A 17,886-nucleotide genomic window follows, 5' to 3' on the forward strand; every position below is an offset into this window, starting at 1 on the left:
GTTCTTCCCCGTATTAAGCGCTCTGGTTTCCTTCCATTTGCGTTTTGTACATATCGTAATAACGCCCACGCTTTTTCATTAATTCATCATGAGATCCTTTTTCTAAAATGGTTCCTCTATCAAGCACAATAATTTGATCTGCGCTTTTAATTGTTGAAAGTCGGTGAGCGATAATAAACGTCGTTCGTCCTTTCTTCACAACCTCTAGCGCTTGTTGAATCATCGCTTCAGTCTCTGTATCAATACTAGAAGTCGCTTCATCTAAGATTAAAATCGCCGGATCAAAAGCAAGCGCCCTAGCAAACGATATAAGTTGTCGTTCTCCGGTTGAAAGTGTACTCCCTTTCTCCGTAATTTCTTCATCTATATTGTTTGCAAACCTTTCAGCACCAACGTCACGTAACGCCTTTACGATGCGATCTGTTGAAATTTTTTCATTCTCTAAGCTAACATTGGATGCCACTGTCCCGCTAAATAGAAACGGATCTTGTAGTACAATTCCCATATGTTCACGAGTTGCTTGTTTCGGCATCTCTGTTACATCGTGACCATCAATCGTAAGCTTTCCTTTTTGAAATTCATAAAACTGAAAGAGCACATTCATAATGGAACTTTTTCCTGACCCAGTATGACCAACAAGTGCCACCGTCTCTCCTTGTTTTGCTTCGAAAGAAATATTTTTTAACACTTCATCTTTTCCATTATAAGAAAACGAAACATTTTCGAATTTCACATTTCCGTTTAAGCGAGGCATACGATCTTCTTCCACTGCCTCTCCCTTTTCCTCTAGCAATTCGAAGACACGCTCTGATGCAACGCGCGATTGTTCTAAGTTAGCAAGCTGATTTACCATATTTGTAATTGGTGAGAACAATCTCGTTAAATAATCAACGAACGCATACAGTATCCCTAGAGAAATGATGCCTGAAGCACTTAATGAAGCTCCCCCGAAATACCAAATCACACCCGTGAAAGCGATATTTCGTAATACAGACACTAAGTTATGCGAAGTTGCTGCATTTAAATTTAAAATTTTATTTTGATACTTAAAATAATCGCCATTTAATTCTTCAAACTCTTTTTTCGTTTCACGTTCTTGACGGAACGTTTGAATAATCGGCATCCCTTGAATCGATTCATTCACTGTACCGTTAATATCGGATAAACGTGAACGCATTTTATGATTGTATACAGATGCATACTTTCTATATAAAATCGCCCAAACAATTAAAATCGGGATAATTAATAAACAGAACGACGCAAGTTTCACATCGAGTAAAAATAGCGCAGCAAATATCCCGACAATATAAATGATACTGGAGACAAATGTCGCAAGTACTGTTACGTATAAATCCCGAATGGCCTCTGTATCATTCGTTACACGCGAAACGATTTTCCCTGCTGGTAAATGATCAAAGTACCTGATCGGTAACGTTTGAATATGAGAGAAGACATCTTCCCTCATAATTTGAATAATTTTGTTCGCTGCCTTCTGTAAGAAAAACTGCTTTCCATATGCAAATAATGACACAATTACTAATAGAGTAAAATAGCCTCCACCAAGTAATAGTAGGGGGTTTATTTCTGGCTTATAAAACGCAAACACTTCTTCCTTCGTTAATGCTTTCGCTTTATACACTTGCACCGCCTTACCATTTTGAACGGTAATCATATCACCTTTTACAGAACGTGACCCTTCAATATTCACTTTATTTGGTACAAAGTAATATTGAAAACCGACTTGCATCACGCGTACTTCTTTTCCTTTTTTCTCACCTTGTTCAAAGCGATCACTTCGCTTATAATAGGCGCCATTATATGAAACAGCATCTTCACTCTTTTCTGTCTCATACCAAGATTTCTCTATCGCAACGATATGATCGTCAATCATCGTTTTAGCGACGAACGGACCGGCAAGCTCTGCGATAACGAAAATAAATAACATCGCCATCGCTGCAAAAATCGTCCCTTTTACTTTCATCGCATATTGAAACAATCGTTTTGAAACACTCATATTTTCACCCCACTATCCGTACTTTCATTTTCACCTTGTTGTCTTTCAAACTGCTCAGCATACCAGCCTCCGTTTCGAAGAAGCTGGTCATGCGTGCCTTCTTCCATAACTTCGCCGTCATCCATAACGAGAATCCAATCTGCATGTTGTACTGCAGATAAACGGTGCGTCGTAATAATCGTCGTCTTTCCGCTTCTTTCCGTTCTTATATTTTCAATGATCGCCGCTTCCGTACGAGCATCAACAGCTGATAACGAATCGTCCAAAATTAATATTTCTGGATTTTGAATAACCGCTCTCGCAATTGAAATCCTTTGCTTTTGCCCTCCTGATAACGAAACACCTTTCTCTCCAACGAGCGTTTCTAATCCTTCTGGTAAAAACTCTAAGTCTTTTGTAAACGCAGCAATTTCAATGGCTTTCTCGAGCTCTTCTTCAGTCGCTTCCCTGTTTCCGAATAAAATATTTTCCCTCGCTGTTTTTGAGAATAAAATGTGCTCCTGAGGTACATATCCAATCCACCCGAGTACATTTTCACTCGTCATTTTATCTAATGTCACATCAGAAACTGCAATATCCCCTTCTCCAAGCGGATATTGACGAAGAAGCTGACGTACAAGCGTCGTTTTTCCGCTTCCTGTTTTTCCGACAACCCCTAGCGTTTCTCCTTGTTTTAATGTAAAAGAAACCTTTTTTAAATTTTCTTCAGCTGATGAAGGATATGAAAAAGAAACTTCATCAAACTGAATATAATCAGGCTCTTGTACAAGCTTTGGATTTTTCGGATTCTTTACATCTGGTTCATACGCTAACGTTTCATTCACACGGTCGAGCGACGCATTTCCTCTTTGCATAACATTAATTAATTCACCAATTGCAAACATTGGCCAAATCATCATCCCTAAATACACGTTAAAGGAAACGAGCTCACCAAGTGTCACCTTTGATTGGAATACAAGGTATGCACCGTACACTAAACCAATTAAATAACTAAGTCCGACAAGCATTTTCACAGTTGGTTGGAATAACGCATCGATTCTTGCTACTTTCATATTTTTTTCGTAGACGTCATCTCCTAAATGATGAAATCTTTCCTGATCTGCGTTCTCTTGTACGTATGCACGAATCACGCGCACACCAGCAATTGATTCAAGTACTTTATCGTTCATATCACCGAACGCATCTTGCGCAACTGTAAATCTTTCATGCAATTTCTTCCCATATATATTCATCGCATATGCCATAATTGGAAGCGGTATAAGGGCCGCTAATGTAAGCTCCCAACTTATTGTAAATCCCATCATAAAAACGATTGTAAGCATATATAAACTAGAGTCTACAAGCGTTAATATACCGAAACCAGCTGTCATAGCGATTGCTTTTAAATCGTTTGTTGCTCTCGCCATTAAATCGCCAGTACGATTTTTTTGATAAAACGTCGGTGTCATCTTGAGCAAATGCCCCATAAATTTCGAGCGCATCGTCTTCTCAAGTACGAACGCACCTCCAAACAATTGATGTTGCCAAACAAAAGTAAGACCATATCCAACTATCGTAACTCCTATTAAAATAAGAATAGACTCCATAATTGCTGCATTCGTTAACGTTCCTGTTTTTATATTATCAATCGTAACCCCTAGTACTTTTGGGGGAATGACTTCAACTATATTTACAATTAAAAGCGCACCAATCGCGATACTATATCTCTTCCAATGCTCTTTAAAAAACCATCTTAACTTTAGTAATACTGAAAACAATGTAACCTCTCCCTTCTCGTTTTCGTTTAACCCTCATTTCTTTATCCGCTATCCAAACCCATCACATTTACATTTCGTAACCCATACAATCTCATCACATTTTTCCACCTTCCAAATTTCAGTTTTATAGTAACCATATAAAGTATGGAAACAAGCAAATTGGACAAAAAAAAGCATACCGTCGCTTGACGATATGCACAAAAATGCATAAAAGCGTACGTTACGATATACGCAACGTACGCTTCTCATAAGACAAAAAAGTCCTATATATCCGCACGGGTTGCGTAATAATATGAATGTTTTCCGCCGTTTAATACAGCTAAACCCATTACATTTACGATTACAATCATTACGCACACCCCCTTCATTTATTTTCCATTTATAATCTTACAACTTTATTGAGTATTCTGTCAATTGTTTTTTTCGCTTTAAAATAATCTTTTATCACAAAAAATGAAAGTGATGCATTCTACTTATAATTCAGTTTGAAATGAGAGAATGTTCTATAAGAAAGGGCATACAAAATAAAAAAAGAATAAGAAATCGTTTTCACAAATATTTCATTTGAAAAATATTATCAAACCCCCTACAATCACCTTATACTCACTCTTACAAGTTGCTATTTTAGGAGGACTAATCATGACAACTAGCAATACGTACAAATTTTATTTAAACGGAGAATGGAGAGAAAGCTCTTCTGGACAAACAATCGACATTCCATCTCCATACTTACACGAAGTAATTGGGCAAGTACAAGCAATTACTCGCGGAGAAGTAGATGAAGCAATTGCATCTGCAAAAGCAGCTCAAAAATCATGGGCTGAAGCTTCTCTACAAGATCGCGCAAAATTTTTATATAAATGGGCTGATGAGCTCGTAAATATGCAAGATGAAATTGCCGATATTATTATGAAAGAAGTCGGTAAAGGATATAAAGATGCGAAGAAAGAAGTTGTTCGTACAGCGGACTTCATTCGTTACACAATTGAAGAAGCTCTACATATGCACGGAGAAAGCATGATGGGCGATAGCTTCCCTGGCGGAACAAAATCAAAACTTGCGATTATCCAACGCGCACCACTTGGTGTTGTATTAGCAATCGCACCGTTTAACTACCCAGTAAACTTATCTGCTGCAAAACTTGCACCAGCATTAATTATGGGTAACGCTGTTATTTTCAAACCAGCAACTCAAGGTGCAATTAGCGGTATTAAAATGGTTGAAGCACTTCATAAAGCTGGCCTTCCAAAAGGTCTTGTAAATGTAGCTACAGGACGCGGTTCTGTAATTGGTGACTACTTAGTAGAACACGAAGGTATCAATATGGTATCGTTCACAGGTGGTACAAACACAGGTAAACACTTAGCGAAAAAAGCTTCAATGATTCCACTTGTATTAGAACTTGGTGGTAAAGACCCTGGTATCGTTCATGAAGATGCTGACTTACAAGATGCTGCAAACCATATCGTAAGCGGTGCATTCTCTTACTCTGGTCAACGTTGTACAGCTATTAAACGTGTACTTGTACACGAAAACGTAGCGGACGAGCTTGTTGACTTAGTAAAAGCGCAAGTAGCTGAACTATCAGTTGGATCTCCAGAACAAGACAGCACAATCGTTCCATTAATCGACGATAAATCTGCTGACTTCGTTCAAGGTTTAGTTGATGATGCTGTAGAAAAAGGTGCAACGATCGTTATCGGTAACAAACGTGAGCGTAACTTAATTTACCCAACATTAATCGACCACGTAACAGAAGAAATGAAAGTTGCTTGGGAAGAGCCATTTGGCCCAATCCTTCCAATCATCCGTGTTTCTTCAGATGAGCAAGCAATTGAAATTGCTAACAAATCAGAGTTCGGCTTGCAAGCAAGTGTCTTCACAAAAGACATTAACAAAGCATTTGCAATTGCTAACAAAATCGAAACTGGTTCTGTTCAAATTAACGGACGCACAGAGCGCGGCCCTGACCACTTCCCATTCATCGGTGTAAAAGGTTCAGGTATGGGCGCACAAGGTATTCGTAAGAGCCTTGAGTCTATGACACGTGAAAAAGTAACTGTATTAAACTTAGTTTAATCTTATATTCAGCAGCTGATCTAATATTTAGGTCAGCTGCTTTTTAAATTTCCGAAACACTTGTGTATTATGAAGCGGTTTAAATCCGACAGAATTGTATAACTTCTCAGCACTTTCATTTCCTTCTATATAACATAGCCTAATGTCTTCGTACCCGTCTTCTAACAACTTGTTCATACCAAATTGCAAGGCTTTACGCCCATATCCATTTCCTTGATGACTTTGTGCAACCATTAAATTCTCTATTGTCCCTTCCCCTACCGTAACTGATGCAACCAACTGTTCATTTTTAAAAACCACATACACATTACTTTCATTGTTCAATTTGTATTTTTTTATACTATCTTCTGGAGCAAGATAAGGCTTCATATCATTCATTTCATGCAATTCGTAATAACATTCCTGTACCATTTTTACAAACTGGTTGAAAAATCTATCTTCATACTTAATAAACGTGATATCCGTTTCTGGAAAACTCCCTCCCTTATATATCAATTCAAGCGATCCCCACCATCTTTCAAATCCCATTTTCTTAGCAAAACCAATACAATTTTCTGATTCTGTTCTCATATAAGTGCACACAAAATCCGGTTTTATTTTAGAAATTAACTCTTCTATTGCCTTGTATAACCCAGAACCAATACCTTTCAAGCGAGAACCAGGTTCCACATACACACTTATTTGACCAATAGACTCTCCATCACTATTTTTATAAAAGGATGAATACGCGAATCCTTCAATCCCATTTTGGTTATATAAAAGAAAATGCGTGGAATTCGATACAATATCATCTAAAGAACCTATCTCTTCTTCTGTCCCCATACTTTTTATTAAATTCAATGTCCTGATCCGATCTTCTTTTTCACTATAAGCACGTATCATTTAAATAATCTCCATTCCCATTAAAAGTAAATTCTCTACTGGAATTTATTCAATGAATCCGTCTCAAACCCTCCAATCCCTCAATAACGAACTCTTCTCTATAATCTGATTATTGCTATATCCATTGACGTATAAAAATACATTTGTTACTCTTAAATACGTTAATTTAATATTTAAATCCTCATTCGTATCTCGGTGAGGTAGAGGTTGCAGTCATTAAGAGTATCATTTCAGGAGATGTAGTGGCATTGATGAAGAAATGAGAAAGGAATGATTGCCGAAGTAAGTCGTGTCCACCATGCACGCTTGCTGGGTCTGCATTTAATAAGTGCAGAACTGTCACAAACGTTTCCGTTTGTGGAGAGCTATCGAGAGGTATGTCGTGGGTTTCTTATAAGATAGAAAGCATGTAGCGGCAAATTACGTGCTTTTTTTGTTTTGTTTGGGACTTCTCTTCCTGACTTCGGAAGACATACATATCTCCTCGCTTGACTTGGTTATACTAACTTTGGAGGTATTTTCTATGCAACAAAAAAAATGGGGCTTTTGGGTACTAACAGCTTTCGTTGTCGGTAACATGGTTGGCGCTGGTATTTTCATGGTGCCAAGTACGTTGGCACAAACAGCAAGCCCACTCGGTGTCACTTTAGCTTGGTTAACAACAGGGTTTGGTGTTTTAATGCTAGCTCTTGTTTTCGGTAATTTAGCAATTCGTCGTCCTGATTTAACGACAGGACCACAAAGTCATGCATATGCTTTATTCTCAACACCAAAAAGAAAGAAAATGGCTGGCTTCAGCATGGTATGGGGATATTGGGTTGCAAACTGGGCAAGTAACGTTGCCATCATTACATCTTTCGCGGGATATTTATCACTCTTCTTCCCGATTATGAAAGATACGCGACTATTATTTTCAATCGGCTCGTTCGATATAGAAGTTGGAAAGCTCATTACATTTACTATTTGTTCCGTCTTACTTTGGGGAACTCATTTAATATTAACAAACGGTGTAAGCGGAGCTGGGAAACTAAACTTCTTAGCAACAACAACGAAAGTAACTGGATTCCTTCTATTCATTGTCGTTACGTTATTTGCGTTCGAAGCTTCAAAGTTTGGACAATGGTACACACCGATGATCGATAAAGAAGGCGTATCACACGGTCTCCTTTCACAAGTGAATTTAGCGGCTCTTACAACGCTTTGGGCATTTATCGGAATTGAATCAGCCGTTCTTTTATCAAACCGAGCTACTTCTCCCAAAACGGTAAAACGTGCGACTGTTGCCGGTTTATTAATAACAGTTGCAATTTATTTAGGAATTACAATTTTAACAATGGGTGTACTTCACGTTGATAAATTACAAGCTTCGGAACGTCCATTAGCAGATGCATTAAACGCTGCAATGGGTCATGGCGGCGGGAAACTTATGGCATTACTTGCTCTTACTTCCCTATTCGGTTCCATCTTAGGCTGGATTTTATTAAGCTCAGAAGTACCTTATCAAGCAGCAAAAGAAGGTTTCTTCCCTTCCTTCTTCGCGAAAACAAATAAAAAAGGAAGTCCAATTCATTCACTACGATTAACAAACATTATGTCGCAAGTGTTCTTATTCTCAACATTATCAGGAACAATTGCAGAAGCTTATACATTCGTTATTACCGTATCAACACTGGCCTACCTCATTCCATATCTCGTCTCACCAATCTTCCAGTTAAAACTAGTCGCAACTGGTGAAACGTATAAAAATGAAATGCGGGCAAGAATTACAGATGGTATAGTCGCAGTGATCGCGCTTTGCTATGCACTATGGGTTATTAAAACAGGCGCATCCGATATAAAAACGTTCCTTCTCGGAATCGGTTTATTCGTAATTGGCTTTGCCTTCTATCCATTAATGAATCGTGATCAGAAAAAAAATAACGAAAAGAAAAACGAGCAAGTTGCGTAACGCAATTTGCTCGTTTTTTGCTTAATAAAACATATATAATAGAACAAAGAGGTGAAAAACATGTCAATCGAATCACTATGGAGCTCTCGCTTTCAACAACATATTCAAAATGCCATCACATACTTTGCACGTATGATTAACGGTTTGCTATATAGCTTCATCTTCGTCTCATGTATAGGTGCATATTATTACGCAAAGTTTCTTAAAACTGATCCTTCTAAAGAAATATCTTTATTACTCATCACAATCGTACTTACATTCATTATAACGAGATGTCCCATTCGCACATTTATTCAAAAACCGGACGCTGTCTATTTACTAGCACTAGAGGAAAAATTAACATCTTATTTTAAAAAATCTCTTCTATATAATTACATCATTCAGCTTTTCCCGCTTGTATTTACGTTCCTTATTATCGTACCGCTTGCCATGCAATCATTACAATTAACCGTACCTTTTTTATGTACAATCTTTATCGTTTTAATGATTACGAAAGCGTGGAACATGTACATACACTGGATATGGCGTGATAGTTATGAAAAAAGTATATGGTTTATCATTCGCATTGCTTGTAACACCCTGATCATTTACATGCTCTTTTATACTGCAAATGTGATTGTATTAGGCGGATTACTCTTACTTCTCGCTTTCCTACTTCTATATACGAAGAAACAGCCCACAAAGCGAATACCGTGGGAATACGTAATTGAGCAAGAAGAAAAAATGGACGTTCGTTTCTATCAATTTGCTAGCATTTTCACCGATGTTCCGCAACTGAATAAGCAAGTAAATAAAAGAAAATGGCTTACAAATTGGATTGAACCTATATTACATAAAAAGCGAGCAACGTTCTTCTATTTACATACACTAGCATTTTTACGCGGGAATGATTATTTCGGTATATATATTCGCTTAGGTTTGATCGGTGCCTTCGCCTTATATTTTATACCAAACATATACGTAAAAGGCGCTATCGCTTACATCGTCCTATATATGATCTCTATGCAGCTACGGTCCCTGTGGAAATATTTTTCGGGAAATATTATTGTAGCATTGTATCCGATTGATACTAAAAAACGAATGAACCAATTTCTTCGCTTAATCTTTATATTACTAAGCATTCAACTCATTGTATTTTCAAGTGTTATACTCATTGCTACAGTACAATTTTTACATAGCCTTATCATTATAATTATCGGGTTACTCTGGATCAAATTAATTATTATACCAAAAACGAAGAAACGAATTTCTGCATTTTAACGAAAAAAGAGGCTGTGCATCACAGCCTCTTTTTTCGCCCCAAAATTTCTAATCACTTTTCATAGGCAGTTCTCATATAGTGAAAATGACTATACAATTCCTATCCATAAGTTAAATAATGATTTTACACATATATAAATACAAAAGATGGGAGCCTTATTTATGAATAACAATCCACCTTCAACGCCCCCAAATCCAACGGAAACGAATAATAATGAAGTGAGCTTACAAACGTTACGCGTCATTGGGCTTATTGTACTGATTAGTGGCTACATATTAGTAGCTCTGTCTGAAGTAGGAACGTTAAAAAATCTTTTACTACAGCCTAGCACTACTCCAAATTTAGCTGAAGTTGATCCGTTTTAAAAATTATATAAAAAGCGAGTCTCAGTATAACTGGTTCGCTTTTATATAGTTTCATCCAATCTGAGAAACATTTCCTTCATTCTGATACTTCTCTTTCCCAATCGCCTTCATAAATAATAAAATACTGCTCATACCAACGATGAAATATAGAGCACTCATGCCCCAAGATGCAATAATTGAACCTAACATAACTCCTAATGCACCGTTCATTTTTGCTACCTGAAAGACCATTCCATTAATCGCCATGTATGAACCTCTTGCCTCATTCGGCACCATATCTGCCATAATAGATTGCCGTACTGGCACATACATCATCTCACCTACCGTTTGGCAAAGCCCTGCAATTAATAAAATCCATAAGCTATTGCTCGTTCCGAGTATTGTAAAGCCAATCGTATAAATGAATAAACCTACATATAAGATTTTCAAATCATTGAAGCTTTTCAGCATTTTAATAAGAAGAGCTGAACATAATACAACTAAAATTGTATTCTCTGCAGAAATCCAGCTCAGCATGCGAATACCTGTTAAATCAAATGTAAAACCATTCCCGAATAAAAAGTGCATCGTTTCAAATTCCTTCTGTAAACGTACCCCTAAATAATTATTAATTTGAAACTCTAAAGATAACGTACATATACTTGCTGCACAAAAAATTAAAAACGCTCTATCTTTCATCACGACTTTATAACTATCTGCCATATCTTTTAATACATGTTTCTTCTCTACCGTTTTTCTCGCTACATACACTTCTTCCATATATACAGCCATCACATATAAAGTAATAACTGCAACAAGCGTTAATACGATAAACAATTGTAATCTATAGTTTTCAAATAGCAATCCACCAAATATTGCTCCAATCGCAATTGATAAGTTAATAGCCCAGTAGTTAATGCTGTACATCACTTTTCGATTTTCAGGTGTACTCACATCTATTAACATCGCTTCCGTCGCTGGATTCATAAGTCCAGATCCTAAACTATTCACTAACATAAACACAAATGTTAGCCACGGTGAATCTACATAATCTGAGTTTGCAATTCCCATACAAGCAATGGAAATGACTTGTATACTTTGACCAATAATCATTACTTTTTTACGACCAAGTCGATCACCAACATACCCACCGTATAAACCAATAATTAAAGAAGCTAACACATTGATGAGTAATAACGCCCCAGCAAGTGCACTACCTAACTTGATTGAAAAATAAATCGCCATAAATGGAAAAATCATTGTGGAAACAGTACGTGTTAAAAACGAAGTTATAATTCTAATTTTTATATTTCGATGCATACTCCAAAATCCCATTGTTTCCCCCTCCTTATGCTTACTTATTTTACTTTGAAAAAGAGGAAGAAAAAGGTTAGAATATTCTAAAGAGTTTCCCCTTTTATCCCGCATTAACGGGCATTAAGACCCCCACTGATTAAAGTTTCACTTTATTATAGAAGGAAGTGTATATATGAAAGTTATGGACTATTACATTCGTTTAAGATTACATGCACAAGACCAACAACATATGCGAAATAGCTTACAAGAATTAGCGGATGTTTTATATTGCAGTACGAAAAACGTGAAGATTTTATTAAAGAAAATGAATGAGGAGCAATTAATTAAGTGGACACCAGGGAAAGGTCGCGGGAATAAAACAGAAATTCTATTTATACATAGTTTCGTAGAAGCGATTGAATTCTATACAGATGAACTGTTAGCGCAAGAAAAATTAAAGGATATCTTTCTTCTTTTAAAAGAGCCACTGCCTCCCGCACTTCATAAAAACATTGAAGGTAAACTCCATCATCATTTTGGCTATGAACCTTCAAATGATATGTATGATATATTAAAAATCCCCATATCACGAAAAGTAATGCCGCTAGATCCGGCTTTTGCGGCTGTCACAACAGAGAGCCATCTTACTAGTCAAATTTTTGACACGTTAGTCGTTTATAACGATGTTACTGAAAAGATGGAGCCTCACATTGCACATACGTGGGAATTAAGTGAAGACCAGCTAACATGGACGTTCTATTTACGAAAAGATATACATTTTCATAATGAAGCGGTTTTAACTTCTAAAGATGTACAATTTTCATTTGAACGATTAAAGCAAGTTCAATCTCCTTTCGAATGGTTAACAGTAGAAATTGTTCAAATTGAAACACCGTCGCCACTACAAATACGATTCCATTTAGCAAAACCGAATTTATTTTTCTTACATTATGTAAGTTCCATGCAACTCGCAATTTTACCGCGTGATGCAGCCATTCAAAATCATCACTACATAGGAACAGGACCTTTCAAACTTGCTCATTACTCTGAAGACAATATCGTACTTGAAGCTTTCACCCATTATTTTAAAGAACGCGCGTTATTAGACCGTATTGAATTTTGGGGTATTCCTGATCATGTGCAAATAGATGCTGATTATGAACTACCAAATGAAGAAGAGAATGAAAGGTATGATATACAAATAGAAGAAATAGGTTGTATTTATGCCAGCTTCAACTTTACAAAACCTGGTCCCCATCACGACATTTACTTTCGTAAAGCTTGGAGAGAAATATATGACGTTGAAACGATACTTCGTAACATAGAAGGCAGACGCACAATTGCTGCATCGAGCTTTTTCCCTGAAAGAAGTCGCCAAATTCCTAAAAGGTCCTACTCTCTTGAAAAAGCGAAAGAGCATTTAAAAAAGAGCACATATAATGGAGAAACAATCCATATATACTTCTTCGCATTTAAAGATAGTGCAAATGACGCAGACTTCCTAAAAGAACGTTGTGAAAATTTAGGTATACAAGTAGAACTTCATCCATTTCCCGTTTCAGATTATACGGATCGTTCTATCGATAAACATGCCGATATTATTTTAATGGGAGAAGTATTTGCTGCCGATCATGAAATTGCATTTTTAAATGTATTTAAAAATAAAAGTTGCTTCGTAAATCGTTTTATGGACCCGCACTATGCAAAACAAATTAATTGTTTACTTGATACCTTTTTATTAGAAGACAATAAAGAAAAACGGTATAAACTTATGTATGAGATCGAAGAGTTTTTACAAGCAGAACACATCATTTTATTTAACTATCACGTTTTAAAAAGAAAAACATACCCTTCTTCTTTAAAAAACGTAACAATTGATTCATTCGGTTGGGCCAATTTTGCGAAGTTATGGATACAGCCATCCACGTATTAAAATGTGAGTTTTTATAAAAGGAGGAGAACCATGAAACGCATCCTAGAAAAAAGACTTTCCTATCTATACACAGGTGAGTTATTTTCAGTCATTACTTTTATTTTCACAAGTTACTTACTTAATTATGCTTATCCTACGTTACATTTATATTCCCTATATTCTTTTTGGGTCTCATTTCTTCTTTTAGAGTTTATCTTATTACAAGGAACCGCTTACTGGTACGTAAAGTGGAAAAGATTAAAAAAAGAAAAAACATCTGTTACACCTATTTGGATTATTCAATATTTAAAAATGCTAAAAAAGATAAATATCGGATTGATTATCACAGGACTTATTATGTTTACTATTGATTTTGTAATTTGGTACCCCCACTTACCTTTAGGTGGGCTATCATTCACTCTATTTATTTATATTTTTGCATTACTTGAGTATATTAACTATTATCATACTCAGCTTTCATACGATAACATCTCTGATATTAAACATCTAATCAAATCCAAAAAACTAAAACAGTCCTGTATGAGTAAAGATTTTAAACGTATTTCATGAAAGAGAAGGTACTACATCCTTAGTAGTACCTTCTTGCGCACAAAGATACAAACTATTATTTAATTACTCCATCTAAGTGATCTTTCAAGTTCAATAAATATTGCTCAATATTCGGATTCTTCACCACATCATAACAAGCAAAACTCTTTAACGGACTCATACCAAGAAACTTCTGCACACGATGTAAATGACTAAGTGCTGATTCTAAACTTTCTCCTTCAAAGAACTTCGTCTTATCTCCAAATGCCTTTTCAGGTGCATTCCAAGTTGTAGAAAACATATACTCTTTCTCTTTTAATAAACCACCAGTTCCATATTCATCTGCACCTTTAAAGAACAAACCGTATTCATATACTTCATCCATATACGTTTTAAATAATCCCGGTACACTAAACCAATAAATTGGTGTTTGATAAATTACAACATCAGCCCATAAAAACTTCTCTTGTTCTTCTTTAATATTGTAGCCATCTTGAATCGTTGTCGTTTTCACATGATGATTCTCGTTTAATACCGTTACCATATAATCAACTAGCGTTCTATTTAATCGTCCTTCTTTCGTACCATATTTTTCATGTCCATTTATAATGAATATATTTTTCATCGCTTTTCTCTCCCTTATTTTATTCCTCGGCTATTAACCCAAGTTGCTGTTTCAGCGTAAGATTATCTTCTAAATGCCAATCCTCCGTTATCTTTCCGTCTTTCACATGTAAAATATCAATTGCAAAAAAACTGATTTTCTTATCCTTATGAGTGCCTGTAAAAGAAAGACGAGCTGTTACTTTATCACCGACGACTAATAAATCTTCAATCTCGCAATGTATGTTAGGAACAACTTTATGAAAGTTTTGCGCCGCAAACTTTAATCCTTCCGTGCCTTGTGGTCGCCCTTTTGGCAATGTATTATCGAAAAAATTTTCAGTAACAGTCTGCGGAATAAGTTCCTCTTTACCTGTATCCCAAAATGCATAAAAACGCTGTGCTGCATGAACTCTTTCTGTCGCTTCCTTTTTACTGAGTGAAGGATCAATTGTCATTGCTTTTGGCTGTGGCATTTCTTTTAATAACTGGATTTCCGTTTTTTGTTCCCCGCTACATGCTACAAGCACAATACAAATAACAAACAAACTAAGGAACCCAAACAACTTTTTTATCTCCATGAAAATCACCTCCTCATACAAACCCTTTGTGTTTCGTATTGCTATTGTATATGCACTAACTTCCTTTATGGAAGTAGTGATATTTTTTTCATATAGTTACCAAAAGTATAGTTTTGTGATACTATAAAGCAAATTCATCCAAAAAAATTTTATGGAGGCTAGTTCCATGAACAATATAGATCCAGTTGAATTAACGAAAGGTTTACCAGGCATACCTTGTCCTATCGCTAAAACACTTGACGTAATTAGTACAAAATGGACGTTTTTAATCATCCGTGATCTTCTTATCGAAGGAACATTACGCTTTAGCGATTTACAAAAATCAATGGACGGTATTAGTCCGAAAACATTATCACTTCGACTAAAAGAATTAGAAGCACAAGGGATTATAACGCGAAAAGTATATCCAGAAGTTCCGCCTCGTGTAGAGTACACTTTAACGGATAAAGGAAAAAAATTAGAAGGGATTTTTATTGAATTAAAACGGTTTGGATTAAATTTATAAAATGAAACTTTAATCAGGCCTTTACAGGATAAAACAAAAACCCCTTACCGTCGTAAGGGGTTTTATTACTTCGCAAAACTTTCAGCTAGCTGTTTCTCTCTCCACATAAATGTAATGCCGAGACCAACTATTAAAACAACTCCTGAAAATGCATATGGATAATGAATATTCATATCAAATAATATTCCGCCCATCGCTGGTCCTGCGATATTTCCTAAACTCGTATAAGTCGAGTTCATACCAGCAACGAATCCTTGCTCTTTTCCAGCTGCTTTTGATAAAAACGTCGTTAAAGCTGGACGAAGTAAATCAAATGCTAAGAAAATAAAGCAAGTAACGAGAAGTACAATCCAATAATTAAAGACTACAGTTGAAACGAATGCTAAAACTGCACCTACAATTAAACATATTTGAATTAATACTTTTTCACCGAACATGTCGACCAATTTGCCAAACATAAATACTTGCACAACTACCCCAAAGATGGAGCTAATCGTAATAATTGCCGCAATATCTTTCGGCGTGAAACCAAATTTATGATCAGAGAACAGGCTAAACACAGTTTCATATGCTGATAATCCAAATGCGAGTACAAATACAATAATAAATGCGATTGCATACATTGGATTTAATGATTTCTTTAAATCCCCGATAAAACTTGATTCTTTCGTATTAGCGGAAATCTCTGCAAGTTCTTCTTTCGTTAACGGCTCTTTCAAAATAAATATAGAAATCACGCATGCGACAAAAGCAATCACTGCTGCCACAAAGAACGGTACACGTATACCGTATTCTGCAATAAACCCACCGATTCCAGGCCCTATAATAAATCCGGTACTAATAGCCGCTGAAAGATATCCCATCGCCTTTGGACGTTCCTTAATAGATGTAATATCAGCAACATATGCCGTAACACCAGGCATAATAAACGCAGCACTAATTCCGCCTAACACCCTCGCTGCATAGAGCATCCATACATCTGTTCCTAATCCGAAAAGAAGCTCTGAAACACCAAAAATAAATAATCCAATGATTATCATTTTCTTCCTACCGTAAAGGTCGACCCAGCGCCCCGTAATAGGTGAGGCAATAAGCTGAGCCATTGCAAACACTGCAACGAGATAACCCATCGTCTTCCCTGTTAAACCCATATCATTCATAAAGGATGGCATAACCGGAATGATTAATCCAATCCCTAAAAAAGCGATAAATATATTACTCAAAAGAATGATCAATACCATCTTTTGTTCTTTTATCGGTTTCTTCAATTTTTAACACCTCTTCCCGTAAGTTCCTCTCAAAAAATAATGCCCAAGAAGCTTTTTCTTTATCCTGCTATTTGTGGGCTAATAATGAGTGAAGATGCCCCCACTCATTAGAATTTCACTCTACCCTTCCACACATATATAAATACAGAGTGAATGACTATCATTCAGTTTCCTGCAGAAATGAACCTACCTTTTCAGACAGGTTCATCTTACTATTTCTTTATATGTAATGCATGTGTTAAAAAATCTAGTACTTCTGCCTTTTGCAAGCCCACTTGCTCATCATCTTTGTGATCGTATAAATACACTTGTTCCGCTGCTGATTCAACAAGAGCAATAAATAACTTGGCCGTTCGCTCTGCGTGAACCGAATCACGAATTTCACCAGCTTCTTTTGCCTCGCTTAAAAATTCGCTTAGCCACATATAAAGAGGCTCATACACAGCTTCCCATTCTTTTATATGTTCAGTAGATGCAAGACCCGCATACATTAACGCTTGTATTTCACGATATTCAGCTATAAAGTTAAACACTGCATCTATTACTTGCTCAACTTTACTTGAAAAAGGTGCATCGTTCTGTACTTTTTCTTTCACTGCAAGTATCATCTTCTCAACCATCACTTCTGCTATTGCAGGCATAACAGATAACTTAGAAGGAAAATATAAATAGAAAGTTCCTTGTGCAATGCCAGCCAATTTCACGATATCAGAAATCTTCGTTTTTTCAACGCCCTTTTCCTGAAACACGTCAATAGCTGCATAGACAATTTTTTCTTTTTTATTCATCATCTAAACCCTTTCACACGCGTATTGAATGACTGTCACTCATTTTATAGAATAACTAGCTGTACTGTCAATCATCGTGCACTTTTCATAATAAAAATC

The 17,886-nt window shown here is 36.3% G+C and carries 15 protein-coding genes and 1 riboswitch; of the genes, 7 read left to right on the plus strand and 8 right to left on the minus strand.

All coding sequences use genetic code 11. The annotated features are described in order from the left end of the window. Positions 1–13: 13 nt before the first annotated feature. Together BAU27_RS13695 and BAU27_RS13700 are read right to left on the minus strand one after the other, a co-directional pair. Positions 14–2,014: an ABC transporter ATP-binding protein gene (locus BAU27_RS13695; RefSeq protein ID WP_071771127.1), complete on the minus strand. Its 2,001-nt coding sequence runs from the start codon at positions 2,012–2,014 to the stop codon at positions 14–16. Continuing rightward, positions 2,011–3,771 (minus strand): ABC transporter ATP-binding protein, encoded by a 1,761-nt coding sequence (locus BAU27_RS13700; protein WP_071747857.1) that lies wholly within the window; start codon positions 3,769–3,771, stop codon positions 2,011–2,013. Before BAU27_RS13700 ends, BAU27_RS13695 begins: the two co-directional genes overlap by 4 nt. A 639-nt stretch (positions 3,772–4,410) precedes the next feature. On the opposite strand from BAU27_RS13700, the gene gapN reads away from it, so the two are divergent. Then, complete coding sequence (gapN, locus tag BAU27_RS13710; protein WP_071771128.1) at positions 4,411–5,850, plus strand: NADP-dependent glyceraldehyde-3-phosphate dehydrogenase; 1,440 nt, start codon at positions 4,411–4,413, stop codon at positions 5,848–5,850. Between the two features lie 27 nt (positions 5,851–5,877). On the opposite strand, the gene BAU27_RS13715 is transcribed toward gapN, so the two are convergent. After that, positions 5,878–6,732 (minus strand): GNAT family N-acetyltransferase, encoded by an 855-nt coding sequence (locus BAU27_RS13715; RefSeq protein WP_071771129.1) that lies wholly within the window; start codon positions 6,730–6,732, stop codon positions 5,878–5,880. Between the two features lie 193 nt (positions 6,733–6,925). Continuing rightward, positions 6,926–7,108: riboswitch (Lysine riboswitch) on the plus strand. 147 nt (positions 7,109–7,255) lie between these two features. On the opposite strand from BAU27_RS13715, the gene BAU27_RS13720 reads away from it, so the two are divergent. The 3 genes from BAU27_RS13720 to BAU27_RS13730 all read left to right on the plus strand — a co-directional run bounded on the left by BAU27_RS13720 (position 7,256) and on the right by BAU27_RS13730 (position 10,306). Then, positions 7,256–8,680: an amino acid permease gene (locus tag BAU27_RS13720; RefSeq protein WP_071747854.1), complete on the plus strand. Its 1,425-nt coding sequence runs from the start codon at positions 7,256–7,258 to the stop codon at positions 8,678–8,680. 60 nt (positions 8,681–8,740) lie between these two features. Continuing rightward, positions 8,741–9,940 (plus strand): ABC transporter permease, encoded by a 1,200-nt coding sequence (locus BAU27_RS13725; protein ID WP_071747853.1) that lies wholly within the window; start codon positions 8,741–8,743, stop codon positions 9,938–9,940. A 162-nt stretch (positions 9,941–10,102) separates the two neighbouring features. Beyond that, positions 10,103–10,306: a hypothetical protein gene (locus BAU27_RS13730; protein ID WP_001063864.1), complete on the plus strand. Its 204-nt coding sequence runs from the start codon at positions 10,103–10,105 to the stop codon at positions 10,304–10,306. 51 nt (positions 10,307–10,357) lie between these two features. On the opposite strand, the gene BAU27_RS13735 is transcribed toward BAU27_RS13730, so the two are convergent. After that, positions 10,358–11,620: an MDR family MFS transporter gene (locus BAU27_RS13735; RefSeq protein ID WP_071771130.1), complete on the minus strand. Its 1,263-nt coding sequence runs from the start codon at positions 11,618–11,620 to the stop codon at positions 10,358–10,360. Positions 11,621–11,774: 154 nt separating this feature from the next. Here BAU27_RS13735 and BAU27_RS13740 point away from each other — a divergent pair, with 154 nt between their 5' ends. Both BAU27_RS13740 and BAU27_RS13745 read left to right on the plus strand, forming a co-directional pair. After that, positions 11,775–13,514, plus strand: coding sequence for an SgrR family transcriptional regulator (locus BAU27_RS13740; RefSeq protein ID WP_071771131.1), 1,740 nt, complete (start codon positions 11,775–11,777; stop codon positions 13,512–13,514). 30 nt (positions 13,515–13,544) lie between these two features. Further along, positions 13,545–14,063: a general stress protein gene (locus tag BAU27_RS13745; RefSeq protein ID WP_071771132.1), complete on the plus strand. Its 519-nt coding sequence runs from the start codon at positions 13,545–13,547 to the stop codon at positions 14,061–14,063. A 55-nt stretch (positions 14,064–14,118) separates the two neighbouring features. On the opposite strand, the gene BAU27_RS13750 is transcribed toward BAU27_RS13745, so the two are convergent. After that, positions 14,119–14,667 (minus strand): NAD(P)H-dependent oxidoreductase, encoded by a 549-nt coding sequence (locus tag BAU27_RS13750; protein WP_071771133.1) that lies wholly within the window; start codon positions 14,665–14,667, stop codon positions 14,119–14,121. 19 nt (positions 14,668–14,686) lie between these two features. Then, on the minus strand, positions 14,687–15,226 hold the full coding sequence (locus tag BAU27_RS13755) for an ester cyclase (RefSeq protein WP_071771134.1): 540 nt from the start codon (positions 15,224–15,226) through the stop codon (positions 14,687–14,689). Positions 15,227–15,392: 166 nt separating this feature from the next. Between BAU27_RS13755 and BAU27_RS13760 the strand changes: the two genes are divergently transcribed. After that, positions 15,393–15,731: a winged helix-turn-helix transcriptional regulator gene (locus BAU27_RS13760; protein WP_071771135.1), complete on the plus strand. Its 339-nt coding sequence runs from the start codon at positions 15,393–15,395 to the stop codon at positions 15,729–15,731. A 65-nt stretch (positions 15,732–15,796) separates the two neighbouring features. On the opposite strand, the gene BAU27_RS13765 is transcribed toward BAU27_RS13760, so the two are convergent. Together BAU27_RS13765 and BAU27_RS13770 are read right to left on the minus strand one after the other, a co-directional pair. Further along, a complete protein-coding gene (locus tag BAU27_RS13765) occupies positions 15,797–16,999 on the minus strand; it encodes an MFS transporter (RefSeq protein WP_071771136.1) in 1,203 nt (400 codons plus the stop codon). A gap of 212 nt (positions 17,000–17,211) precedes the next feature. Then, positions 17,212–17,790 carry a TetR/AcrR family transcriptional regulator gene (locus BAU27_RS13770; RefSeq protein ID WP_071771137.1) on the minus strand — a complete coding sequence of 193 codons (579 nt, stop codon included), beginning with the start codon at positions 17,788–17,790 and terminating at the stop codon, positions 17,212–17,214. Between the last annotated feature and the right edge of the window lie 96 nt (positions 17,791–17,886).

This window comes from Bacillus sp. NH11B (assembly GCF_001884205.1).
Taxonomy (GTDB): Bacteria; Bacillota; Bacilli; order Bacillales; family Bacillaceae_G; genus Bacillus_A; species Bacillus_A proteolyticus.